The organism is Tateyamaria sp. LSS28, from assembly GCF_059611725.1.
This window is the reverse complement of the sequence record NZ_JCAPFI010000008.1, coordinates 15,714-39,878: the sequence shown is the minus strand read 5'-3', so window position 1 is coordinate 39,878 and position 24,165 is coordinate 15,714. Positions and strand designations below refer to the sequence as shown.

Here is a 24,165-nt window from a genome sequence, read left to right as displayed (position 1 = left end):
TCTCAACAAAGTCTGACGACCTTACGAGGCCCAGCCCTGCCAGACGTCCGGGTTGGCTTCCAGCCATTCGGCGGCTGCCTCTTCCGGCTCCATCTCTTCAACGTCTACGAGACGCGCCATTTCAGCGATCTGCGGGTTGGTGAAAGAGATCTTGGTCAGCACGTCATAGGCACCTGGCCACTTGTCTTTCATGCCATCCCAAGCGGCCTTTTTCAGGTAACCGTCAGCAGGGTTTCCGCAATCATAAAGTGCGTCCTTGTTAGGTCCTACGGCGGGGTCCTTGTCGCAGCCGTCGACCCATGTGGGGAACTCGACAAACTCACCGGGCCAGACGGCTTCGGCAAAGTTGGGCGTCCAGTTGAACACCACGACGGGGCGCTTGTCCGCTTCAGCGGCGCCGATCTCGGCCCAGAGAGCGGCAGCGGAGCCTGCGTTCACAACGACAAAGTCCATGCCAAGCGCTTCAACGCGTTCCTGCCCGTGCTTGAGCCAGTCCACCGGCCCATCCAGATACCGGCCCTTGTCGCCAGTTTCGGCCGTCGCAAAAAGCGCGGCACAGTCGTTCAGCGCTTCCCAGCTTGGCAGGCCCGGGCAGGCGTCCTTGGTCCACATGGGATACCACCAGTCTTCGCGCGTGACCGCGTCGTGATCCCCGGCATCATGCAGACCACCCTTTTCCAAAGCCGCACGGAAGGACGCGCCAAACGCACCCTCCCAAACTTCCAGCTCCAGCGTTACGTCACCGAGGCGCACCGATTCATACACAGCCTGACTGTCGGTTGTGACAAATTCGACATTGTTGCCCATCGACTCAAAGATCTGGCCGACCACGTGGCTCATCACGATCTGTGATGACCAGTTGTGGATGGGGATTACGATCGGATCGCTGCTGTCTTCGGCCAGAAGCGTCATTGGCGCAAACGCCAGAACGCCCGCCGTCAAAGCAGTTGTAAACTTGTTCATTGATATTCTCCCTAGTGGTGTACCGCTGTGTCGCGGCTTGATCATCACGAATGGCTTCATTGTGCAGGGTCCGAATTCGAATCCGGACATGCGCCATTTCTTGGTGCCAACACTCTTGCATTATTTTCCTATCAAGCAAGTTTTTTTCTTGCTGAGATGATTTTGTGATGCGCGCAAAGGCGGTAAATCTGTGCAGAATGTCCGATTTCAGATGTTGCGTGTCGCATCTCAAACTCATTTTTCCTTTAAAACTAACTTAGGAGTGGGGCAGGGGGTCCGATTCCATGCGTTATTCTGGGTTCAAGGTGATAAAAGAGGCGCTGACCGGCCACAAAGGCTGGAAACCGGCATGGCGTGATCCCGAGCCGCAGGCGCACTACGACATCGTCATCATCGGCGGCGGCGGCCATGGGCTGGCCACAGCCCACTACCTCGCATCGGTCTACGGCCAGCAGCGTGTCGCCGTGATCGAAAAGGGCTGGATTGGCGGCGGCAATGTCGGCCGCAACACCACCATCATCCGCTCGAACTACCTGCTCGACGGAAATGAGCCGTTCTACGAGTTTTCCCTCAAGTTGTGGGAGGGGCTGGAGCAGGATCTGAACTATAACGCCATGGTGTCGCAGCGCGGCATCATGAACCTGATCCACTCGGACGCGCAGCGCGATGCGTTCATCCGGCGCGGCAACGCCATGATCCTGAACGGGGCGGACGCCGAATACCTCGACCTCGACCAGATCAAGAAGGAATATCCGTTCCTTAACTTCGACGACGCCCGTTTCCCGATCAAGGGTGGTTTGGCGCAAAGGCGTGGTGGCACCGTACGCCATGATGCGGTCGCTTGGGGCTATGCCCGTGCCGCTGACAGCCGCGGTGTAGACATCATCCAGAATTGTGAGGTCACGGGTTTCCGCATCGAAAATGGCAAATGCTTGGGTGTCGAGACGTCCAAGGGGTTCATCGGTGCGGGCCGGGTCGGCTGTGCCGTCGCGGGCAACTCAAGCCGGTTGATGGCCAAGGCGGGCATGCGGTTGCCAATTGAATCCCACGTGCTGCAAGCCTTTGTCTCCGAAGGGCTGAAGCCCGTTCTGCCGGGCGTGATCACCTTTGGGGCCGGGCATTTCTACGTCTCGCAATCTGACAAGGGCGGGCTGGTCTTTGGCGGCGATATTGATGGCTACAACTCCTACGCCCAACGCGGCAATCTGCCAGTGGTCGAGGACGTGTGCGAAGGCGGCATGGCAATCATGCCGATGATTGGCCGCGCGCGGCTGTTGCGCATGTGGGGCGGGATCATGGACATGAGTATGGACGGCTCGCCCATTATCGACCGCACGCATATCGACGGGCTCTATTTCAATGGCGGCTGGTGTTACGGCGGGTTCAAAGCGACACCTGCTTCTGGCTACGCCTTTGCGCATCTGCTGGCACAAGACGAACCGCATGAGACTGCCACCGCTTATCGCTTTGACCGGTTCCGCACCGGTCACATGATCGACGAAAAAGGGATGGGCAATCAGCCCAACCTGCACTGAGGGGCCGCACGACATGATCATAAACCATCCCTTGCTTGGCCCGCGCGACAGCGCCGAATTTGTCTATCTCGGCGCGGCGGAACTGATGAACCGCCCCGATCCCGAGACGGCCAACGCCGAAGATTGGCACGACTACGCCTACCTCCGCGACAACCCGGCAGGCGTGCACCGCGAGCTGTGGTTCCACGAAGGCGGCGACCGGTCGATCCTGATCGTCACACGCGACACGACCACGCACGAGATTTCAGCCGTTGAACTGGCCCGCAAACCGAGGGCACAGACATGACCCAGAAAAACAGGCTCGCGGGGGGGCAACTGGACCGCGACACGACGCTCAGCTTCACCTTCGACGGCAAAAGCTACTCCGGCCACCTCGGCGACACGCTCGCCTCGGCGCTGTTGGCAAACAACGTCCGCCTCATGGGACGGTCCTTCAAATATCACCGCCCACGCGGCCCCCTGACCGCCGGGTCGGAAGAACCCAACGCGATTGTGGAATTGCGCAGTGGCGCACGGCAGGAACCCAACACCCGCGCCACCACGGCCGAGCTGTGTGATGGTCTATCCGCCAAGTCGCAGAACCGCTGGCCCAGCCTTGCCTTCGACGCCATGGCGATCAACGACCGGTTCTCGAACTTCCTGACAGCTGGCTTTTACTACAAGACCTTCATGTGGCCCGCCGCGTTTTGGGAAAAGCTGTACGAGCCGATCATCCGCAAGGCAGCAGGTTTGGGGTCATTGTCGATGCAGGCGGACCCCGATGAATATGACAAAGGCTTTCGTCACTGCGATCTGCTGATCATCGGCGCGGGCCCCGCCGGGCTGAACGCGGCCCTGACCGCGGGGCGCACGGGCGCGCATGTGATCCTTGCGGATGAGGATTTCCGCATGGGAGGCCGTCTGAATGCAGAGACGTTCGCCATCTCGGACATGGCAGGCGCCGATTGGGCAGCGCAAGCGGTGGCCGAGTTGGCCTCTCTTCCCAATGTCCGTTTGATGGCGCGCACTACGGTGATCGGCGCATTCGATCACGGTATCTACGGCGCGGTTGAGCGGATCAGCGACCACCTTGCCACAGCACCTAGGGGCAAACCCCGCCAGATCCTCTGGCGCATCTACGCCAAGCAAACCATACTCTGTGCCGGGGCAACGGAACGGCCCATCGCCTTTGACAACAACGACCGCCCGGGCATCATGCTGGCCGCATCCCTGCGTGCCTATGCCAACCGCTGGGCAGCGACTCCGGCCCAGCGTGTCGCTATTTTCACGAACAACGATGATGGGCACCGCACCGCGCAAGACCTGCACGCCAAGGGCGTCAAGATTGCGGGTGTGATCGATACCCGCCCCGACGCGCCGCGCGCGCTGGATTATGAAGTGATGCAAGGGGCGCATGTGACCGACACCAAGGGTCGTCTGGGCCTCACCTTTGTCGAGGTCGCGTGCGCCGACGGCAGCACCCGTACAATCGAATGCGGCGCCTTGGGCGTGTCCGGCGGCTGGAACCCCAACGTGCATCTGACCTGTCACCAACGTGGACGCCCCACATGGGACAACGACCTTGCCGCTTTCATCCCCGGCGGCGCATTGCCGCCCGGCATGGTGGTTGCAGGGGCCGCGCAGGGCATCTTTTCAACACACGGCGCTCTGAAATCCGGGGCGGACGCCGCCCGCAAGGCGCTTGACCTCAAGGGCCGCGCCCCCGCTGTGCCGGACGCCGAAGATAGCCCCGTCACCCAGACCCCGTTCTGGTATGTCGAAGGCTGCTCTCGCGCATGGCTTGACCAGCAGAACGACGTGACCGTCAAGGACGTCAAGCTGAGCCATCAGGAGGGCTTTCGTTCGGTCGAGCACCTCAAGCGCTACACAACGCTGGGCATGGCCACCGATCAGGGCAAGACGTCCAACATGGGCGGGCTCGCCATTATGGCCGAGCTGGCCGGCAAGCCGATTCCCGAGGTTGGCACAACGATCTTCCGGCCACCCTATACACCCACAGCCATCGGCACGCTGGCGGGCCGGATGCGCGGCAAGGAGTTTCACCCGACCCGCCTCACGCCTTCGCACTACTGGGCCGAGGAACGTGGGGCGGTCTTTGTCGAAGTTGGCAACTGGTTGCGCGCGCAGTGGTTCCCGCTGCCGGGCGAGACGCACTGGCGGCAATCGGTGGACCGCGAGGTCACCGCCACCCGCGCCTCGGTCGGGGTGTGCGACTGCACCACGTTGGGCAAGATTGATGTGCAGGGCACCGACGCCGCCACCTTCCTGAATAAGGTCTATTGCAACGGTTTTGCCAAGCTGGCGGTGGGCAAAACGCGCTACGGCCTCATGCTGCGCGAGGACGGGATCGCCATGGATGACGGCACCGCCGCCCGACTGGCCGAGGATCAGTTCGTCGTCACCACCACCACGGCCAACGCCGCCAAGGTGTACCAGCACATGGAATTCGTTCGCCAATGCCTGATGCCCGATGCGGACGTGCAACTGATCTCCACCACCGAGGCGTGGGCACAATACGCGGTCGCAGGCCCCAATTCACGACGCCTGCTGCAACGGATCGTGGACCCAGACCACGACATTTCGAACGAAGGATTCCCCTTCATGGCCTGCGGCAACATCACAGTCTGCGGGGGCTTGCGGGCTCGGCTTTTCCGGATTTCGTTCTCGGGCGAACTGGCTTTTGAGATCGCAGTCCCAGCCCGCTACGGCGATGCGCTCATGCGCAAACTGATGGCCGAGGGCGAGGAGTTCGACGTCACGCCTTACGGCACCGAAGCGCTGGGGGTCATGCGCATCGAAAAGGGGCACGCGGCGGGCAATGAGCTTAACGGCACAACCACTGCGCTGAACCTCGGCATGGGCCGCATGGTGTCCAAGGCCAAGGACAGCATCGGGTCGAAACTGTCGGAACGGCCCGGTCTGAACGAAGCCAACGCATTGATGCAGGTCGGTCTGCGTCCGGTCAAGGCGGACGACAAGGTGACAGCGGGCGGCCACTTGATGAACGCAACAGGACCCGTCGATGCGGCCCATGACCAGGGCTATTTGACCTCTGCGGCATTCTCGCCAACGCTAGGTTGCATGATCGGCCTGGGCTTTCTCAAGGATGGCGGTAACCGCACCGGCGAAACACTGCGCCTCGTCTCGCCGTTGACAGACCTAACTGTCGAGGTCGAAGTGGTCTCCGCCCATTTTGTCGACCCGGAAGGAGAACGCGTTCGTGCATGATCTGATCCCAATCACCGCCCTCGGCGGCACGACGCCACGCGTGGACACTGTCGGCGAAGTGACTCTCACCGAAGTCCCAAACGTCGCGCTCGCCTCTGTTGCCGCGCGGCTCGGGCAGGAAAGCGCGTGTGCAAAAAAACTCAAGAGTCTATTGGGTGCTACGGTACCGGAACCCGGTCGCGCAGCCATTGGCAGGGACTATGTGGCTCTATGGGCGGGGCCGGACCAGTGGATGCTCAGCGCCGACTTCGACACGCATGAAGACATCGCAGCCCAGGTCAAATCCCATTTTTCCGACACGGCATCCGTCACCGAACAGACCGACGCATGGACCTGCTTTGACCTGACGGGTCCGCGCGTCAATGCTGTGCTTGAACTCATGTGCAACATTGACCTGACTGGCTTTGACACTGGCCACGCCACGCGCACTGGTATCCACCATTTGGGCTGTTTTGTGATCCGTACCGACGCGCGCCAATCGGTCCGCATCATCGGCCCTCGCGCCTCTGCCGGGTCGTTGCATCACGCGATCACAACGGCAATGGTCGCTGTACTTTAGGCCGGTGGCAGCGGCACATTGCCCTGCACACGGAACGAGTTGATCTGCTTGCGATCCTCTTGCGGACTGACACCAAACGCAACGCGGTAGTGGGCTATCAGCGGCGTGGCAGAGGTGTAGCCAACAGCCTGCGCGATGCTTTGCATATTCTGTTTGGAATACAGCACAAGCTGACGCGCGGCCTTCATCCGCATGCCACGATAATAATGCGTCGGGCTCTGGCCCGTCGCCCGTTTGAAAGCGCGTTCCACCTGGCGCGGGGTCACATCCACGGCCCGCGCGACCTCAGCGACAGAAATCGGATGCTCGATATGTTCGGCAAACAGGGCGACCGCGTCTGCGACAAGGTTTGGCAAATCAGGCGCCGCGCTTGAGCGCATCGGAATGCGTTGCTGCACCCCTTCGCCCCGCATGGTGGCGTGCTGAAACCAGCAGGCCACCTCATACGCGACGTCTGCCCCCAACCGATCCTCGATCAACCGCAAAGCCAGATCAAAGGCAGATGCCGCACCCGACACCGTGTACCGGCGTCCATTCATGCTGATGACATCATCCGTCATCTCGATGTCGGGAAACGCGCTGCGAAACGCCGCCTCATAGCACCAATGGACCGAACACCGATAACCGGTCATGACGCCCGCGCGGACCAACGGGAACACGCCGCCGCTGATCGCTCCTAAAACCACGCCATGCCGATCCAGCCTGCGCAACGTCGCATTGCCCGATTTCGGCGCCTCAAAAACGCTGTTCGGCGCGCCCAGAACAAACAGGATGTCTACGTCCGATACATTGGCCAGCTTTGCTTCCGGTTCAAAGACGACGCGCGCGCTGGATGTGGTCGGCGCCCCGGTTTCGGAAATGACATGCCAGTCAAAAACAGCGGCGCCCACAATCTCGTTCGCAGCGCGCAGAGGCTCGATGATGGATGTCAGACATGCCATCGGAAAACCCGGAAAGATCAGAAAACCGATCTGCATTATTTCACTGTCATTCAACTTTTGTGTTCTCTCGGGAAAAAATCGGCTTATGATACTCAACTATAGGCGCAAAATGGAATTGTTTAGTGGCACTGGGCTGCCTAGAAAGCGGACGGCGTGAACATAGAGAAAAATGACGCGGAAATGGTCAGCAAGCTTACTCAAGACCCGCACAGCACACGCGACGGCGAACGCGAAAAAGTGCTGGAGGTTGCCATCGGGCGCGAAGTCCGGGCGTTTCGACGTCAGCAGGAAATTACCGTGGCCGAACTGGCACAGATCACCGGTCTGTCGATCGGGATGCTGTCCAAGATCGAGAATGGCAATACCTCTCCGTCCCTGACGACGCTGCAACTTTTGGCCAACGCGCTGTCGGTGCCGCTGACCAGCTTTTTCCGTCGGTTCGAGGAAAGCCGACAAGCGGTCCATACGAAGTCGGGCGAAGGGGTGTCCATCGACCGCGAAGGCACGCGCGCGAACCACCAGTACAACTTGCTCGGCCATATCGGGTCGAACGCCTCTGGCGTGATTGTTGAACCCTATCTGATCACGCTGACGGCTGAATCGGATGTGTTCCCGACCTTCCAGCACGGCGGGATCGAGACCATCTACATGCTCGAAGGCGAAGTGGATTATCGCCACGGTGACGAGGTCTATCCGCTCAAGCCGGGTGACACATTGTTCTTTGACGCCGACGCACCGCACGGGCCGGAAAAGCTGGTCACGCTTCCAGCCCGCTATCTGTCGGTCATCAGCTATCCGCAAAACGCCTGAGGGCTATTTTGCCAGCGGCGGCTCCGTCTCGAAATCCGGCCAAACACCTGGCGAGGTGGGCAAGCCGTCATCGAACTGTGACAGGTAGTCCAGCATCATCGGCCGGTTGTCGATGAACCCTTTGTAGGTCGCCAATTCAACGGGCAGATCGCGCACCACACGGTGCAGGCGGCGGCCCCATTTCGGCATAGTCATCAGGTCCTGGAAGCTGCACAGGTAGCATCGGATCGGAAACACTAGTGCGTTTGATCGGGGCAAGCGGAAGAATGTCTGCAACTCCACCCGCAAATGCTGTTTTGCGCCGATGTTCTCCGGCGTCAGCGTCGTCTTCTGGATGCCCCATTTGTGGTAGTTCTCGGGGCTGGTATCGAGCAGCGGATTGACCGTCATCGTCCAGTTCAACCGGCGGGCAGGCGCCCCTTGCTGGATGTTCAGCAGGAATTTTAGCGCCCGGACAAAGATACCTTTTTCATGCGCCAGCGGCACCGGTGCGTGCCATTCGAAGAAGTTCATGCCGATGTCGAAATCCAGGCTCCAGTCCGCCTGCGTCGTGACCATGCCTGCGTCCATCCACAGGTTGTTATCCCGTTGATCCAGAACGCAGAAGTCGCCTTGGGTCTGGCGGGTGATGTACTCCATGGGCCCATAGGGCAGGGTGGTGTCATCGAGGAACGTAAACGTGTCATCAATGCCCATCGGCTTGTTGACCCACCGCCACGTGTCGCCGTCACGATGCAGTTCGAACAGATCCGGGTAATCCTCGGACTTCGATACCATGATCAGTTCCAGCAGGTCCCACCCGGCAAGCGTCATATGCGGCAGGGATTGGCAGCGCAGCGGATCGTCCGCCAGCACCATCGCCCGGTCGCGCATCTCGGCCACGTAATGCTCGTCCACATCAAACCGCTTTTCATAAACGGACCCCTCGGGCCCGCCCCGGTGCTGCTCCATATTGACGGCATACATGTAGCTGTCTTCGTGGAACGGAAACGGAAACCGCTTGATCGCCCAGTCCGAGTTGTGGAACGAATAGTCGTCGCGGAACGTTTCGTCGTTGAATTGAATGGTCATCGCTCAAGCTCCAATGTTCCGATAAAGCGGCTGACGCAGGGCATGATCTTGCCTCCGCTGGCGTGCTGGTCATCGTCCAGCCAGTGATCGCGGTGCACAAACTCGCCATCTGCACGCGCCACATCCGTCTCGCATTGCCCGCACGACCCGCCGCGGCACAGGAACGGGGCTTCGACCCCGGCGCGTTCGATGGCTTCCAGCAGGCTTTCGTGTTCGCCCACAGTGATGGTCTTGTCGGACTTACACAGGCGCACCTCAAAGGGCACGCCGGGTGCGGGTGCCAGAAACTCTTCGGAATGCACATGGGCATCCGGCCAACCGGCGGCGGACGCCGTCGCGTGCACCCAATCGATCATGCCCTTCGGGCCGCAGACATAGGCATGCGTGCCCAGTGGTTGGCCGTCCAACAGGCTCTCCAGTTCAATCGACTGGTTCTGATCATCGTAATAGACATGCACCTTATTCGGGTGCTTGTAGGTCAGTTGATCCACATAGGTCCCAAGCGCCTCGGTGCGGCAGGCATAGTGCAGCTCCCACGCGCCGCCCATCCGCTCAAGCTGGGCAATCATCGACATGAACGGGGTGATCCCGATGCCGCCTGCGAAAAACACGTGCTTGCGCGCGCGCAGGTCGAGCGAGAACAGGTTCACCGGGAAGGTGATCGTCATCTCGTCGCCGACGGACACGCTGCGGTGCATGAAAAGCGACCCACCGCGCCCCTCGTCATCACGACGCACGGAAATCGCATAGGCGTTCAGATCGGCAGGGTCTGACATCAGCGAATAGGGGTTCAGGCGGGTGCGATCCGCGTCCTGCATGGTCACGACCGTATGCGCGCCGCCGGAAAAGGGCGGGAACAATGCGCCGTCGCGGCGCTTGAATTCGAACCGCGTGACAAGGTCATTGATCGGGGTCACCGCCGATACGACAACGTCGATCTTTTCGGCGCCGGGCTTGGCTTTCTGCGGGGCGGCACTCATTCGTAAATCCCCTTCGGCGCGGGCACATTGCTCGGATCCTCGGCGTCGATGCACACACCCTGATAGGCGGCCAACCGACGGGAATAGTGGTCACGGACAAACAGGTTCAGCCCGCAATGGCTGCATTGAAACGGGTCGGTTTCCACATCTTCGGTGATGCCTTTGCAGTGCACGCACTGCATCCGACGGGCGACGGACCCGCGATGTTCGGTCTGAATGGCGGTGTGCGGGATACCCGCCTGCATCGCCTCGTTCTGGGCCTGGCCCATCAACCCTTCGGTGCCGGTCAGGTAGACCTGCAACCCCATATGCGCGTCCTGCAAGACACGGCGGATGCGCTGCACCGACGCGGCATAGGTGGGCCCCTCATAAAACTGCGCGGGGTTCAGTGCGCGCAACTGGTCGGTAAATCCGGCGCTGCGTGGGATATAGATAATGTGGGTCTTGGCCATCAGATCGGGTGTTGCGATGCCAAGGATCGCCTCGGCCCCTTCGGCATCCGCAATCATCAGATGCCCTTTGCCCGGTCGCGCCTTAAGCGTGCCATAGACCGGCCTGCTTTTGATCGACGGGGGAAATTCGAATTTCGACATACCTGTCCTCGTCACATGAAAAGGGCGCGGGGGGCTTTCCTCGCGCCCTTTGAAAATCAGCCCTTGGCGGTGCGGATCGACTTGTCCTTGTCATAGAACGGCATTTCCTCCGCCGTCGCGGCCAGTTCCGTTCCGTCCGGCTGGACCACGGTCAACTTGGTGCCGGGCACAGCCACGGACGGATCAAGTCGCGCGATCGCAACCGAATAGCCGTTCAACTCGGATGACAGACCATAGGTGATCACGCCCACATCCTTGCCGTCCTGATGGACTCGCGCAAACATCTCCATTTGATCCATGGCGCCACCTTCCAGCTGCACGCCATAGATCTTGAACCGCTCCTTGCCCTTCATGGCATAGTGGTTCTCGGACCCGATAAAGCCCTCCTTGCCGGGGGAGACTGTGAAATCCAGCCCCAGTTCCCATAGGCTGTCGCCTGCGGGCGTGCCGTCTGCAAATGGGAAGGTCTCGGAATTGTCGCCGGGATAGAACAGCAGATACGACTCAATCCGCAGCATATCGAGGGTCGAGAATTGCGTCGGGCGCACGTCGTCGCCACCCGCTTCCAGCACGTTGTCCCAGATATGCACCGCATCCTTGGCGCGACAGAAGATTTCATAGCCGCGCTCGCCAGTATAACCGGTGCGCGAGATCATCACGTCGCGGCCATAGAGGCGGGTCTGCATGATCCCGAAATAGGCCAGATCGCGGATGCCGGGAATGTCCTTGGCCAGAATGTCGACCGCCTTCGGACCCTGCAACGACATGTCGTGCAGGTCATCATCCATGATCACGGAACAGTTCTTGGCGGCAGCAACGGTCGTCAGCTGCTCCATACCGATACCGGTGCCATGCACGACTAGCCACGAGTTGACGGCGATGTGGTAGATCACGCAGTCGTCCACGAACAGCCCGCGATCATCCAGCATGCAGGCGTAAACGGCCCGACCCGGCGCGATCTTTTCGACATTGCGGGTCGTGACCCGGTCGATGACATATGCCGCGTCCTCGCCCACAACATGCACCTTCTTCAGGCCCGACACATCCATCAGGCCAGCCTTGGTGCGGATCGCCTCGTAATCGGCTTTGGCGCGCTCGGGCGTGTTGTCGTAGAACCACGCCGTTCCCATACCATTCCAGTCTTCTAGTTCGCCGCCGATCTCGGCGTGGCGTCCCGCAAGGGCGGATGTTCTCCATAGAATGGCCATGGTGTTTTTCCCCGTTCGTTATGAGTCTTGTTGTGACGTATTGAGCCTCAGCCTATTTTGAAAAGCAAGAATGCGATGCAACTTTTTTTCCTGCTGGGCAAATGCTGAATAGATAAGGGGCGACCGCTGGCCGCCCCTTGCGCACGTCTGGCGTGCTTACTTCTCGAATTGCTTGGTTTTGGCGCTTTCGGTCTTCTGTCCAAACAGCAGCACTGCCACGCAGATCACCATCGCGATCAGGGTATAAAGGCCCGGCATCGCGCCTCCCCACCCCATGAACATTGCACCGTCGACCACCGACCAGCTTGCTTCGTCATATGGAAAACCCATGATTTCGTCCTTTTCTGTTCGATTACTCGCCGGGCGCCAGATTGACGCCAGGTGCAGGGATGCCTTCGGGGTAGCCCTCGGCCGGGACCTTGACCATGTCCATACCTGCGATTTCTGCGCCTTCAGGGATGCGCAGCATGCCAAACATCTTCAGGACGTACGACACGGCATATCCCGGAACAAAGCCCAGCAGGAAGAACACGACCGCACCGACGATCTGACCGATCAGGCTGATGGTCGGTACTTCGCCTGCCGCCCCTTGCAGCGACGGATAGCCAGAGGCGAACACGCCCAGCAGGACCATGCCATACAAGCCGATGGTCCCGTGCACGGTGACCGCACCCACCGCATCGTCGATGCCGCGCTTTTCCAGCCATGTGGCGCAAGGCTTCAGGATCACACCGGCCGAGAAGGCGATGATGAACGCAAGCGCCGGGAAGTAGATGTCGAGGCCAGAGGCGGTCGAAATGATGCCCGCAAGCGCACCCGACATCATCCAGAACGGATCACGTGTCAGCACCCATGCACCTATGATACCGCCCGCAACCGCCATCAGGATGTTGAAGGCCAGCGCCGACAACGTGATGGGCGTGCCGTAGATGGTGGATGGCTTGTCCGCAAACCAGCTCCACGCCTCTCCGGGCACGATCACACAGGCCATGAGGAAGCCCCAGAAGCCCACGATGATCAGCATCAGGCCGGTCACCGTCAGCGGCATGTTGTGCCCGGCAATGTGGTTTGCACTGCCGTCCGCGTTGAACTTGCCGATGCGCGGTCCAAGGTTGATGAGAACGCCCAGGGCAAAGAATCCGGCGACCGCGTGCACAAGGCCCGCCGCACCAAAGTCATGCACGCCCCATTGCGTGACCAGCCAGCCATCCGCGTGCCAGCCCCAAGCGGCGGCGACAACCCAGGCAAACGAGCCCAGAACCACGGCCAGGATCACAAACCCCACGGTCTGGATGCGCTCGATAACAGCGCCCGACATGATCGACGCGGTCGTCGCGGCGAACAGCGCAAAGGCGCCAAAGAACACGCCAGATGCCTGATCCGCGATGTTCGGACCCATGTACTGCGCGCTCTCGCCCCAACCCCATGCGATTGCATTGGCGTATTCGACGCCCGAGATGCCTGCAGGGCCTGCCGCACCGGGCAGACCCGTGGGGAAGCCCCAATACACCCACCAACCGAAGAAATAGAAAGTCGGGATCATGAACGCGAAGGCCAGGATGTTCTTCACCCCTGAACTCAGTACGTTCTTCAGGCGCGACGCCCCCATTTCATAGGCAAGGAACCCCGCGTGAATGATGATCATCAGCGGGATGGTCAGATAATAGAATGTCTCGGCAAACATGGTGTTGGTCACACCACCCTTGCTTTGCAGCGCGGCAATCTGTGCCGTCAATTCTGCGATTTGCTCTTCCACGATGAACCCCCGTGTTGGACTGTTGGCTTTGTGCGCCGTCGTATGCAGTGCGCGACGCTGGCCAAAGTGAAACACGACACGTTTCGTCTGGCGACTCTTTTTTTAACTGCAGTGAAAAATAGTTTCCCATTGGTTGAGCATGTGATGTAACGATGCTAGCGTTCGAGTCGAACGACAGATCACTTTTTGGGAGGGCCTTCGCCATGTGCGGGATTGTCGGACTTTTTCTGAAAGACGCCGCGTTGGAACCGAAACTTGGCGACATGCTGACGGACATGCTGATCACCATGACTGATCGCGGTCCCGACAGCGCCGGGATCGCAATTTATGGTGATGAAACAACCGGTAACGCAAAGCTGACGGTTCAATCGAACACACCAGATGTCGACTTTGACAAGCTCGATAATGAGTTGCGCAAGCGGGTCAAAGGCAAGGTTTCGATGGACATCAAGGACACCCATGCAGTCTTGTCACTACAGGCTGATCAGGTGGCCGTGGCCCGTGAAATTCTCACTGAAATTCGACCCAATCTGCGGGTGATGAGCCACGGCTCGACCCTCGAAATCTACAAAGAGGTCGGACTGCCCAAAGATGTGGCAGACCGCTTCGATATCCGGCAAATGTCCGGAACGCACGGGATCGGGCACACGCGCATGGCGACCGAGTCGGCGGTGACGACAATGGGCGCGCACCCGTTCAACACCGGCATCGACCAGTGCCTTGTGCACAACGGATCGCTGTCCAACCACAACTCGCTGCGTCGCAAGCTGCGCCGTCTTGGCGTGCATATCGAAACCGAAAACGACACCGAGGTGGGTGCGGCCTACCTCACGTGGAAAATGCAGACCGGTTCGACCCTGGGCGAAGCACTGACCTCAAGCCTTGATGATCTCGACGGGTTCTTCACATTCGTTGTGGGGACAAAAGACGGGTTCGGCGTCGTCCGTGACCCGATTGCCTGCAAACCAGCGGTCATGGCCGAAACCGATCAATACGTGGCCTTTGGGTCGGAATACCGGGCACTTGTGAACCTGCCCGGTATCGACACCGCCAAAGTGTGGGAGCCGGAGCCCGCAACCGTCTATTTTTGGTCGCACAATGCGGCCCCAACCGCGCAAGAGAAAGCGGCATAAATGCAAACATTTGACTTGGAAGCGCAGGGACTTCGTGCGCTCAACTCTACCCTGCACGCGCAGGCGGACAATACCAACCAGACACATTGGGAAATCGTGAACCCAAAGGGCAGCCATGCAATTGCCGTGGGCCTCGATGCGCCGATTGAAGTAAATATCAAAGGTTCCACGGGCTATTACTGCGCGGGCATGAACAAGCAGGCCACCGTGCATGTGCACGGCTCTGTCGGCCCCGGTACGGCTGAAAACATGATGTCCGGCATGGTCGTGGTTGAAGGGGACGCCTCGCAATATGCAGGGGCCACGGGCCATGGCGGCACGCTGGTGATCAAGGGCAATGCGTCGTCGCGCTGCGGCATCTCGATGAAGGGGATCGACATCATCGTGCACGGTAATATCGGGCACATGTCAGCCTTCATGGCGCAATCGGGCAATCTGGTGGTCTGCGGGGATGCAGGCGAGGCACTGGGCGATTCACTCTATGAAGCGCGCCTATTTGTGCGCGGTTCGGTGAAGTCGCTCGGTGCCGACTGCATCGAGAAAGAAATGCGGCCCGAACACATTGCGATCCTCGAAGAGTTGCTCGAACGCGGCGGCTGCGATGCCAAAGCCTCAGAATTCAAACGCTACGGATCGGCACGCAAACTGTATAACTTCAACATCGACAACGCGTACTGAGGGCCGGAATATGAAAGACGACCAAAAGGGCGCACCACGCACGATGCCGATCCAGTCGGCCACATTCTCCAATCCCGTAAACGCCGAAATCCGGCGGGCCGCAGCAACCGGTATCTATGACATTCGGGGCGGCGGGGCCAAACGCAAGCTGCCCCATTTCGATGACCTGCTGTTTCTGGGCGCGTCTATTTCGCGCTACCCGCTCGAAGGCTATCGCGAGCGCTGCGACACCAACGTCACGCTCGGCACACGGTTTGCCAAGAACCCGATCCAACTTGACATCCCGGTGACGATTGCGGGCATGTCCTTCGGCGCTTTGTCCGGCGGTGCGAAAGAAGCACTGGGTCGTGGCGCCACGATGGCTGGTACGTCGACGACAACCGGCGACGGTGGTATGACTGAGGAAGAACGCGGCCATTCCAACAAGCTCGTCTATCAATACCTGCCGTCGCGCTATGGCATGAACCCGGACGATTTGCGCCGCTGCGACGCGATTGAGATTGTCGTGGGGCAGGGGGCCAAGCCCGGCGGTGGCGGCATGCTTCTGGGTCAGAAGATCAGTGACCGCGTCGCTGAAATGCGCAACCTGCCCAAGGGGATCGACCAACGCTCGGCTTGTCGTCACCCAGACTGGACGGGGCCAGATGATCTGGAGATCAAGATCCTCGAATTGCGTGAAATCACCAATTGGGAAAAGCCGATCTACATCAAGGTCGGCGGCGCGCGCCCCTATTTCGACACCACGCTGGCGGTCAAGGCGGGCGCAGACGTCGTTGTGCTGGATGGGATGCAGGGTGGGACGGCAGCCACGCAGGACGTGTTCATCGAACATGTCGGGCAACCAATCCTCGCCTGTATCCGCGAAGCTGTACGGGCGCTTCAGGATCTCGATATGCACCGCGAAGTGCAGCTTGTTGTCTCGGGTGGCATTCGTACGGGTGCGGATGTTGCCAAGGCCATGGCCCTTGGAGCTGACGCTGTTGCCATCGGCACCGCCGCTCTGATTGCGCTTGGGGACAACGACCCGAAATGGGAAGCTGAGTATAACGCGCTCGGCACCACTGCAGGCGCTTATGACGACTGGCACGAAGGGCAAGACCCCGCAGGCATCACCACGCAGGACCCTGAGTTGATGAAACGCTTTGACCCCATCGAAGGCGGGCGGCGGCTCAACAACTACCTCAAGGTCATGACGCTTGAGGCGCAGACCATCGCGCGCGCCTGTGGCAAGAACCATCTCCACAATCTTGAGCCGGAGGATCTTTGCGCCGTGACGCTGGAAGCGGCGGCCATGGCGAAAATTCCACTGGCGGGCACCGACTGGTATCCTGGCAAGCCCGGCACCTCTTACTAACCACTCAACGAAGGGCGCGGCCATCACAGCACGCGCCCTCACCACATAAAAAGACCAACAGGAACAGATAGATGACCACTGATCTTGCCAAGTTCGCCGCCGAGAATGGCGTCAAGTATTTCATGATTTCCTTTACTGACCTCTTCGGCGGTCAACGGGCCAAGTTGGTGCCGGCGCAAGCCATTGCCGACATGCAGGAAGACGGCGCAGGCTTTGCGGGTTTCGCCACCTGGCTCGACATGACGCCGGCGCATCCCGACATGCTGGCCGTGCCGGACCCGTCCTCGGTCATCCAACTGCCGTGGAAACCCGAAGTGGCATGGGTTGCAGGCAACTGCGTGATGGAGGATGAGGACGTCGCCCAAGCGCCCCGCAACGTGCTACGCCGCCTGATTGACGAGGCCGCAGCAGAGGGTCTGCACGTCAAGACCGGGATTGAAGCTGAATATTTCCTGATGACGCCGGATGGCAACCAGATCAGCGACGAATACGACACCGCCGCCAAGCCCTGCTATGACCAGCAGGCCGTGATGCGCCGCTATGACGTGGTGCGCGAGATCTGCGATTACATGCTCGATCTGGGCTGGGGGCCGTATCAGAACGACCACGAAGACGCGAATGGTCAATTTGAGATGAACTGGGAGTTCGATGATGCCTTGCGCACCGCGGACAAGCATTCCTTCTTCAAGTTCATGACCAAATCCGTGGCCGAAAAACATGGCTTCCGCGCCACCTTCATGCCCAAGCCGGTCGAGGGGCTGACCGGCAACGGCTGCCACGCCCACATCTCGGTCTGGGACGCGGCAGGGGCGGATGCGAAAACCAACGTGTTCGCGATGGAACCCAACGACAGCAGCCAGACCGCAGAGTTGGGCCTGTCGGAAAAGGGCCGCCACTTCCTTGGCGGGATCATGAAGCACGCAAGCGCCCTCGCGGCGATCACCAACCCGACGGTCAACAGCTACAAACGCATCAACGCGCCCCGCACGATGTCGGGGGCCACATGGGCGCCGAACACGGTGACGTGGACAGGGAACAACCGCACCCACATGGTGCGCGTGCCGGGTCCCGGTCGGTTCGAACTTCGCCTGCCGGATGGGGCGACAAACCCCTATCTGTTGCAGGCGGTTATCATTGCCGCTGGTCTTGATGGTATCCGCACCCAAGCCGATCCGGGCAAGCGGCACGACATCGACATGTACGCCGAAGGCCACAAGGTGCGGGGCGCGCCAAAGCTGCCTCTGAACATGCTGGATGCCCTGCGTGAATACGACAAGGACAAGGGGTTGAAAACCGCCATGGGTGAGGAATTTTCGGCCTCATACATCAAGATGAAGACGCAGGAATGGAATGACTTTACGGCGCATTTCTCGCAGTGGGAGAAGGACAACACACTGGATATCTGAAGGTTGTCCCCGCGGGGACACGCTGTTCGCTGTGGCGACGATATCTTAGTGTGTTTGGAATTTGCGCGCGGGATCAAATGGTTGGTTCTGCGCGCGCTCCGTTTCCCAAAAATTTACCAGACTTCTGGCAAGCTGACGCCGATGACGAGCGGTCGCGAAATCTAACGTAACCAGCCGCTGCGTTGCGCAATCGTAGCGTACCAAAACAGGGCCGCGCCAACGAGCAGCGCAAGGAACGTGCTGGGGGCCATGCCGACAACTGCAATCGTCTGGACCACTGTCAGTCCGATGGCCAGCAGCGACACCGCAAGGGCCACGGTGGCCATCCGGCGCCGCAACAGCAGCAAGATGCACCCAAGCGCCCCACCAAACACGGCAAAGCCAAAGGCGAGCGTGGCCCAAAGCGGACGCGCGGCAATGATGAGCTGATACAGCTCTGGCATCTGGGCGACCGCGTCGGGGTTCATCTGGGTGACGAAGTTCAGGCAGCCCATCAGGTTCCACGCGAGGCCCAACCCCGCAATGATCCAGAAGCTGAAATGTGGTTTCGCCATATCTTGTTCCGTTCCTTTTGCTCGGATCATCAGCGCAAAACACACTCATGTACACCTAAAAGGCGCACGGTATGATTTTACTGTGGTTCAAATTAGTTGACTTGCAGGGGCGATAACGGTCGAATTGACCCAACGCAAATATCGTCAGGAGAGTCGCTCAATGCCCAAACGTATCGCCATCATCGGGGCGGGTCCTTCGGGCCTCGCACAATTGCGTGCCTTTCAATCGGCCAAGAAGAATGGCGAGGATATTCCCGAGATCGTCTGCTTCGAAAAGCAGTCCAACTGGGGGGGATTGTGGAACTATACGTGGCGTACGGGCGTGGACCAATATGGCGAGCCGGTGCACGGGTCGATGTACCGCTATCTGTGGTCCAATGGGCCCAAAGAAGGCCTCGAATTCGCGGACTATTCCTTTGAAGAACATTTTGGCAAGCAGATCGCATCGTATCCGCCCCGCGCCGTTCTGTTCGACTACATTCAGGGCCGTGTGGATAAGGCGGGCGTACGGGATTGGATCCGGTTCGAGACGACAGTGCGCCGGGTCGAATTCGAAGACGGTTCATTCAGCGTGACGGTCAAGGACTTGCCCAATGACCGGGAATACACAGAAGAGTTCGATCACGTGATCTGTGCGTCGGGCCACTTCTCGACACCAAATGTGCCGGAGTTTCCGGGCTTCGAGAGCTTCAAGGGTCGTGTGCTGCACGCCCATGATTTCCGCGATGCGTTGGAGTTCAAGGATCAGGATATTCTGATCGTCGGCACCAGCTACTCCGCCGAGGACATCGGCTCTCAGTGTTGGAAGTACGGGGCGAAGTCGATCACCGTGTCGCACCGGACAGCGGCCATGGGGTATGATTGGCCCGACAACTGGGCCGAGGTGCCGTTGCTGACACATGTGAGCGGCAAGACGGCGCATTTCAAGGATGGCACCAGCCGCGATGTGGACGCGGTGATCTTGTGCACAGGATACCAGCACCATTTCCCCTTCATGGCAGAAGAACTACGCCTGAAGACGGCGAACCGGCTGGCAACGGCAGACCTGTATAAAGGCGTGGCATGGGTGGATAACTCGGCCCTGTTTTATCTGGGCATGCAGGACCAGTGGTTCACCTTCAACATGTTCGACGCCCAAGCCTGGTGGGTGCGCGACGCGATCATGGGCAAGATCGCTATGCCGTCAAAGGCTGTGATGGAGGCTGATGTGGTGGACCGTGTGGCGCGCGAGGATGCAGGTGAAGATGACTATGACGCGATCTGGTATCAGGGAGACTACATCAAGGAATTGATTGCCGAGACGGATTATCCGTCATTCGATGTCGAAGGCGCGTGTCAGGCGTTCAAGGCGTGGAAGGGTCATAAGAAGCAGGGCATTATGACCTTCCGTGACAATTGTTATGCGTCGGTGATGACAGGGTCGATGGCACCCATCCACCACACGCCGTGGGTGGATGCGTTGGATGACAGCCTAGAGGTATACTTGCAAAACTAGGCCTTGGCGTGGGTCGTTTCGGCCCGCGCGCTCAACACCGGCGGTGTGTCGAACTCATTCCGCCACAGCACCAGACACAGAACCGGGTCATCGCGCGTTTCCATTGCGTGCGACTGGTTGCTTTCGTGAAAACTGACGTCTCCGGCCCGCAGCGTGGTGTCGGGCGCGTCTGCCTTGCAGAAGATCGCCGCGCCGGAGAGGACGAGGTAAAGCTCTTCGGCCGGGTGATGGTGCCATGGGTAGTAAAGATGCGGGGGCATGTAGACCATGAAAACGCGCGCGGTTTGCGATGTGAATGGACCCTCAGGTCCGATGATGCAGTAGCATCCGAACCGATCCATGAAGTGATCGCCGATACCGGTGTTCTTGTAGGTTTCGCGCCAATGCGCATTTGGCCCGGAGCGGATGATGGCGGTGGACAGTTCCGCGTAGGCCGGATCGTGGTCCCAGCCGTTTTCTTGTTCCAGGTAGGCGCTGCAGGGGCAGGGTTTGGGTGTCACCGGCTGCGGCGTGATGTCTGTCGGAAACGGGACAAAGGCGCGCACGTCTGGATGCTGACGGCATACCGCGCGGGTTGCTTGCAACAGGGTTTCAAAGGCATTTTCCGCATCCATGCCGTCAGTCTGCTCCGCAATCCGTTTGATCGTCTTGCGTAAAAACGACGTGAGGCCGCGTGTTCAATCCTTGGGTGCGATGCGCAGAAAGACATAGGTCTGCTGGAGCGCGCCCTTGTCCTTGATCGACACGCTGATCTGCGCCGCTTCTGTTTGGAATATGCGCAGGTCGTAGCTGTCGGGATGGTTGACGCCCTGATCAGTGACGCCATCGGTGTTGAGGCATTGCGTGGTTGCGCTCAGTAGCGCGGTAAAGGCCGCTGTCGCGGCATCGGCGCGGTAGTCGAAGGGCCAGCGGCAGTTGATTGCCTGCGCGCCGGACAGATCCAGTGACGTGCTGCAGGTGCCCGGCGTGCCATCGGGAAGCGCGATTTCGGTGGTTGTGCGTGCGGTCAGATCCGCGCAATACGTGTTCGCATGGGTGGCGCTGGCGCACAGCAACAAAAGACCAGTGGCACGGATCATGGTGCCACCAGCCGTTCGCCTTCGACCAGTTCGAAGGGGGTGGGTGGGGTTGCCTTGCTGACCCAATAGAACCTGCCGTCCCATTCCATGACGAACCATCCTTCCCAGTCGGCGTCCCGGGGCCAGATGCTTTGGTATTCGTCTTTCTCAACGTCGATGCGCCATTGCCCAAGGGCCGACCGTGCGCCTTCTTGGGCGTAGATCGTGGTCCCGTCGGGGTCGAAATACTGGCGGTAGGGGGTGCCCTCCCATTTGCCGATGGCGGTGTTGCCGGACAGGAGCGCGTCGATCTCGTGTGCCTTGAGTTTCACCGACTGTGCGTGGGCGGGCAGCGCGAGGGTGAGAAGCGCGATGAGGAAGACGCGGCGGATCATGAGCGGGGTCGCTCTTTTTTCGGGTCGTAATGAGCGAAGGGGACGACTTCCGCGGGCAGCCGTTTCTGGTGGCCGTCGAGTTTGCCGACCTCGACTTGGGTGCCTATGTCGGCGTGGGCGACGTCGATGCGGGCGAGGGCGATGTTTTTATCCAGCAGTGGCGAGCGCATGGACGATGTGACCTCGCCCACTTGCGCACGGCCGATATGGATGCAGTCGCCGTGATCGAGCTGCACGTTGCTATCGATGTCGAGGCCGACGAGCTTGCGGCTGGGATGTTCCTTGCGCCGGATCAGGGCGTCGCGCCCGATGAAGTCGTCGGGTTTGGATTTGAGTGGAACGGTGAAGCCGATGCCTGCTTCAAACGGATCGGTCTGGTCCGAGAAATCATAGCCTGCAAATATAAGCCCTGCCTCAATCCGCACCATGTCGAGCGCTTCCAGCCCTATGGGGCGCAGGCCATGGTCCTGGCCCGCGTTCCAGATCGCATCGAAGATTTCGGGGGCGTGTTTGGGGTGGCACATGACTTCGTAGCCCAGCTCGCCTGTATAGCCGGTGCGAGAAATGACGAAAGGCGTGCCGGATTCGTTGTTGAGGCGCGCGGGGGTGAAGCGGAACCAGCCCAGTTGGTCGAACTCTGGATTATGTGGTGCGGTCCAGACGATCTTGCGCAAGAGGTCGCGGCTCTCGGGGCCTTGGACGGCGACGTTGTGCAGCTGGTCGGTGGAGGAACGGACAAGGACCTTGAGGCCGAGCTTGTCGGCCTGTTCCCGCAGCCATTCGCCGCCATAGTCATTGCCACCGATCCAGCGGAAGTTGTCCTTGCCCAGCCGGAAGACGGTGCCGTCGTCGATCATGCCACCATGTTCATAGCACATGGCAGTGTAGACGACGCCGCCGACGGCCAGCGTTTTCATGTTGCGGGTGAACACGTACTGGCAGAGTGCTTCTGCATCCGGCCCCGTGATCTCGAACTTGCGCAGCGGGGACAGGTCCATGATCACCGCTTTTTGGCGGCAGGCCCAGTACTCCTCGATCGGGCCCGCTTCGGCAAAGCAGTTGGCGAGCCAGTAGCCATTGTATTCGACAAAGTTGCGGGTGTGCTTGGCAAAGCTGTCGTGGAAGGCGGTTTGTTTGGTCATTTTAGGGTCCGCATCAGGGGTGGGCCGGTAGGCGACGCTGCGTTGGAAGGTCTCGCGCCCGCTATAGGTGCGCACGTGGATGTCGGTGGGGTTCCAGCCGTTGGCGGCGGTTGTGTCATCAGGGCAGGCCGAGGACACACAGACGATATCTGTGAGGGCGCGCAGCAGGACATAGTCGCCGGGGCGCGACCACGGCTCGTCTGAGTACATGACGCCGTGTTCGTCGAGATATGTGTTGAAGAAGAAGTTGATCGCCATCCAGCCGGGGCGGCCCGTGACGTTGAACGCGGACAGGGCCGTGTTGAAGTTTTCCGAGCAATTGACGTGACCGGGGTATCCGATGTCGTCATAGTACTTGGCCGAGCATGCCAGCGCGAAGGCATCGTGGCGGCCGCAGGTGTCTTGCACCACTTCGACCAAAGGCAGCATCTCCTGATCGTAGTATTTCGCGTGCAGGCCGGGCATGGGGTAGGCGTGGCCCATCAGCGTGCGGGTCGTCGTCACGTCGAGCGCGTGTTCGATTCCCTTGTCGAGCTTGCGGGCTGAAAAACATTCGAAGTCGGTGCACTGGCGACCATCCACATCGATGATCTGGATGTAGTCGCCCGCTTTGACAAAGAACGCCTCGGCCGTTTGGGTGTGCACCCTGATGTCGGCCACAGGGTCGGCCAGCGGATCGGGCAATTCGAACTTCACATGGCTTTTGATCGTGGCGCGCCGGATCATCACGGTCAGGGGCGTGACGGTATCCTGCACTTCGGGATCCATGGCACTGCCAGAGGCCGCGATGATCAGTGTGCCGTCGCGGGTGACGCGCATGTCTTCTTCGGCCTTGGCGCGAGTGCCTGTGTCAAACAACCGAACTGCGCGCGCTGCGGCAAGGTCGATACGGCGCGCATCAATGCCCATCCGCAAGCCGCGCAGGGATTGATCGCTGCCCGTCAGCAAAGCCCGCAGACCATTGGCAGGCGCGTCCGCAGGGCGATCCAGCAGGCTGTCGGCGACACGCCCTTGATCATCAGCGCAGACCACTTCGCAGACCTGACCACCTTCGTCATTTATGATTGTTACCTGATCGCCGGCTTCGACTGGGATCAGGACGGCCCCACCACCCTGTACAACGTAGCGTTCGGTGCCGGGCGGCAGAGAGAACTGGACAGGCTGAATGATCCGGCTGGGACGCGGTGGACCGGGCTTCACCTTAGGATAAGGATCGTCAAGCATCGTCGCCTCCCATACCGCCTGATTTTTGCACTAGCGGAATAAATGTTTAACTGTGAGAATAACGAAGCGGCTGCCATGCCGC

At 59.9% G+C, this 24,165-nt stretch carries 23 protein-coding genes; 10 read left to right on the top strand and 13 right to left on the bottom strand.

The window, feature by feature from the left end; translation table 11 throughout:
- Positions 1–21 precede the first annotated feature (21 nt).
- The gene (locus AC53L6_RS21095; protein WP_496909271.1) at positions 22–963 is read right to left on the bottom strand and encodes an ABC transporter substrate-binding protein; all 942 of its coding nucleotides are present in this window, start codon (positions 961–963) and stop codon (positions 22–24) included.
- 284 nt (positions 964–1,247) lie between these two features.
- Here AC53L6_RS21095 and AC53L6_RS21090 point away from each other — a divergent pair, with 284 nt between their 5' ends.
- From AC53L6_RS21090 to AC53L6_RS21075, 4 genes are read left to right on the top strand one after another with little or no spacing between them, the layout of a single operon-like run.
- On the top strand, positions 1,248–2,498 hold the full coding sequence (locus AC53L6_RS21090; protein WP_496909270.1) for a sarcosine oxidase subunit beta family protein: 1,251 nt from the start codon (positions 1,248–1,250) through the stop codon (positions 2,496–2,498).
- 13 nt (positions 2,499–2,511) lie between these two features.
- Complete coding sequence (locus AC53L6_RS21085; RefSeq protein ID WP_496909269.1) at positions 2,512–2,784, top strand: sarcosine oxidase subunit delta; 273 nt, start codon at positions 2,512–2,514, stop codon at positions 2,782–2,784.
- Positions 2,781–5,726 (top strand): sarcosine oxidase subunit alpha family protein, encoded by a 2,946-nt coding sequence (locus AC53L6_RS21080; RefSeq protein WP_496909268.1) that lies wholly within the window; start codon positions 2,781–2,783, stop codon positions 5,724–5,726. The genes AC53L6_RS21085 and AC53L6_RS21080 overlap by 4 nt, the downstream gene beginning before the upstream one ends.
- Positions 5,719–6,285, top strand: a complete 567-nt coding sequence (locus tag AC53L6_RS21075; RefSeq protein WP_496909267.1) for a sarcosine oxidase subunit gamma — start codon at positions 5,719–5,721, stop codon at positions 6,283–6,285. The genes AC53L6_RS21080 and AC53L6_RS21075 overlap by 8 nt, the downstream gene beginning before the upstream one ends.
- On the opposite strand, the gene AC53L6_RS21070 is transcribed toward AC53L6_RS21075, so the two are convergent.
- Positions 6,282–7,262 carry a GlxA family transcriptional regulator gene (locus AC53L6_RS21070; RefSeq protein ID WP_496909266.1) on the bottom strand — a complete coding sequence of 327 codons (981 nt, stop codon included), beginning with the start codon at positions 7,260–7,262 and terminating at the stop codon, positions 6,282–6,284. The two genes, AC53L6_RS21075 and AC53L6_RS21070, sit on opposite strands and share 4 nt — an antisense overlap.
- A 144-nt stretch (positions 7,263–7,406) precedes the next feature.
- On the opposite strand from AC53L6_RS21070, the gene AC53L6_RS21065 reads away from it, so the two are divergent.
- Entirely contained in the window at positions 7,407–8,036 is a 630-nt protein-coding gene (locus AC53L6_RS21065) for a helix-turn-helix domain-containing protein (RefSeq protein ID WP_299196333.1), read from the top strand.
- A 3-nt stretch (positions 8,037–8,039) separates the two neighbouring features.
- Here AC53L6_RS21065 and AC53L6_RS21060 read toward each other — a convergent pair whose 3' ends face one another.
- From AC53L6_RS21060 to AC53L6_RS21035, 6 genes are all read right to left on the bottom strand, one after another.
- Positions 8,040–9,107 carry a heme-dependent oxidative N-demethylase family protein gene (locus AC53L6_RS21060; RefSeq protein WP_299605538.1) on the bottom strand — a complete coding sequence of 356 codons (1,068 nt, stop codon included), beginning with the start codon at positions 9,105–9,107 and terminating at the stop codon, positions 8,040–8,042.
- The gene (locus AC53L6_RS21055; RefSeq protein WP_496909265.1) at positions 9,104–10,087 is read right to left on the bottom strand and encodes a PDR/VanB family oxidoreductase; all 984 of its coding nucleotides are present in this window, start codon (positions 10,085–10,087) and stop codon (positions 9,104–9,106) included. The genes AC53L6_RS21060 and AC53L6_RS21055 overlap by 4 nt, the downstream gene beginning before the upstream one ends.
- Positions 10,084–10,680, bottom strand: coding sequence for a dimethylamine monooxygenase subunit DmmA (dmmA, locus tag AC53L6_RS21050; RefSeq protein WP_496909264.1), 597 nt, complete (start codon positions 10,678–10,680; stop codon positions 10,084–10,086). The genes AC53L6_RS21055 and dmmA overlap by 4 nt, the downstream gene beginning before the upstream one ends.
- A 56-nt stretch (positions 10,681–10,736) precedes the next feature.
- The gene (locus tag AC53L6_RS21045; RefSeq protein WP_496909263.1) at positions 10,737–11,888 is read right to left on the bottom strand and encodes an aminomethyl transferase family protein; all 1,152 of its coding nucleotides are present in this window, start codon (positions 11,886–11,888) and stop codon (positions 10,737–10,739) included.
- Positions 11,889–12,044: 156 nt separating this feature from the next.
- The gene (locus AC53L6_RS21040; protein WP_299196343.1) at positions 12,045–12,218 is read right to left on the bottom strand and encodes a hypothetical protein; all 174 of its coding nucleotides are present in this window, start codon (positions 12,216–12,218) and stop codon (positions 12,045–12,047) included.
- A gap of 22 nt (positions 12,219–12,240) precedes the next feature.
- On the bottom strand, positions 12,241–13,644 hold the full coding sequence (locus tag AC53L6_RS21035) for an ammonium transporter (protein ID WP_496909262.1): 1,404 nt from the start codon (positions 13,642–13,644) through the stop codon (positions 12,241–12,243).
- Between the two features lie 203 nt (positions 13,645–13,847).
- On the opposite strand from AC53L6_RS21035, the gene AC53L6_RS21030 reads away from it, so the two are divergent.
- From AC53L6_RS21030 to glnT, 4 genes are all read left to right on the top strand, one after another.
- Positions 13,848–14,777 (top strand): class II glutamine amidotransferase, encoded by a 930-nt coding sequence (locus tag AC53L6_RS21030; protein ID WP_299605525.1) that lies wholly within the window; start codon positions 13,848–13,850, stop codon positions 14,775–14,777.
- On the top strand, positions 14,778–15,455 hold the full coding sequence (locus AC53L6_RS21025; protein WP_496909261.1) for a protein GlxC: 678 nt from the start codon (positions 14,778–14,780) through the stop codon (positions 15,453–15,455). It abuts the gene before it with no gap.
- A gap of 10 nt (positions 15,456–15,465) precedes the next feature.
- Positions 15,466–16,809, top strand: a complete 1,344-nt coding sequence (locus AC53L6_RS21020; RefSeq protein ID WP_299605523.1) for an FMN-binding glutamate synthase family protein — start codon at positions 15,466–15,468, stop codon at positions 16,807–16,809.
- 71 nt (positions 16,810–16,880) lie between these two features.
- On the top strand, positions 16,881–18,215 hold the full coding sequence (glnT, locus tag AC53L6_RS21015) for a type III glutamate--ammonia ligase (protein ID WP_496909260.1): 1,335 nt from the start codon (positions 16,881–16,883) through the stop codon (positions 18,213–18,215).
- Positions 18,216–18,376: 161 nt separating this feature from the next.
- On the opposite strand, the gene AC53L6_RS21010 is transcribed toward glnT, so the two are convergent.
- Complete coding sequence (locus AC53L6_RS21010) at positions 18,377–18,769, bottom strand: hypothetical protein (RefSeq protein ID WP_299196358.1); 393 nt, start codon at positions 18,767–18,769, stop codon at positions 18,377–18,379.
- Positions 18,770–18,929: 160 nt separating this feature from the next.
- On the opposite strand from AC53L6_RS21010, the gene AC53L6_RS21005 reads away from it, so the two are divergent.
- Positions 18,930–20,264, top strand: a complete 1,335-nt coding sequence (locus tag AC53L6_RS21005; protein WP_496909259.1) for a trimethylamine monooxygenase — start codon at positions 18,930–18,932, stop codon at positions 20,262–20,264.
- On the opposite strand, the gene AC53L6_RS21000 is transcribed toward AC53L6_RS21005, so the two are convergent.
- The 4 genes from AC53L6_RS21000 to AC53L6_RS20985 form a co-directional block, all read right to left on the bottom strand.
- Complete coding sequence (locus AC53L6_RS21000; RefSeq protein WP_496909258.1) at positions 20,261–20,878, bottom strand: dimethylsulfonioproprionate lyase family protein; 618 nt, start codon at positions 20,876–20,878, stop codon at positions 20,261–20,263. The two genes, AC53L6_RS21005 and AC53L6_RS21000, sit on opposite strands and share 4 nt — an antisense overlap.
- Positions 20,879–20,941: 63 nt before the next feature.
- The gene (locus AC53L6_RS20995) at positions 20,942–21,343 is read right to left on the bottom strand and encodes a hypothetical protein (protein ID WP_299605516.1); all 402 of its coding nucleotides are present in this window, start codon (positions 21,341–21,343) and stop codon (positions 20,942–20,944) included.
- Complete coding sequence (locus AC53L6_RS20990) at positions 21,340–21,717, bottom strand: hypothetical protein (protein ID WP_496909257.1); 378 nt, start codon at positions 21,715–21,717, stop codon at positions 21,340–21,342. The genes AC53L6_RS20995 and AC53L6_RS20990 overlap by 4 nt, the downstream gene beginning before the upstream one ends.
- Positions 21,714–24,083 (bottom strand): trimethylamine N-oxide demethylase, encoded by a 2,370-nt coding sequence (locus AC53L6_RS20985; RefSeq protein ID WP_496909256.1) that lies wholly within the window; start codon positions 24,081–24,083, stop codon positions 21,714–21,716. Before AC53L6_RS20985 ends, AC53L6_RS20990 begins: the two co-directional genes overlap by 4 nt.
- Between the last annotated feature and the right edge of the window lie 82 nt (positions 24,084–24,165).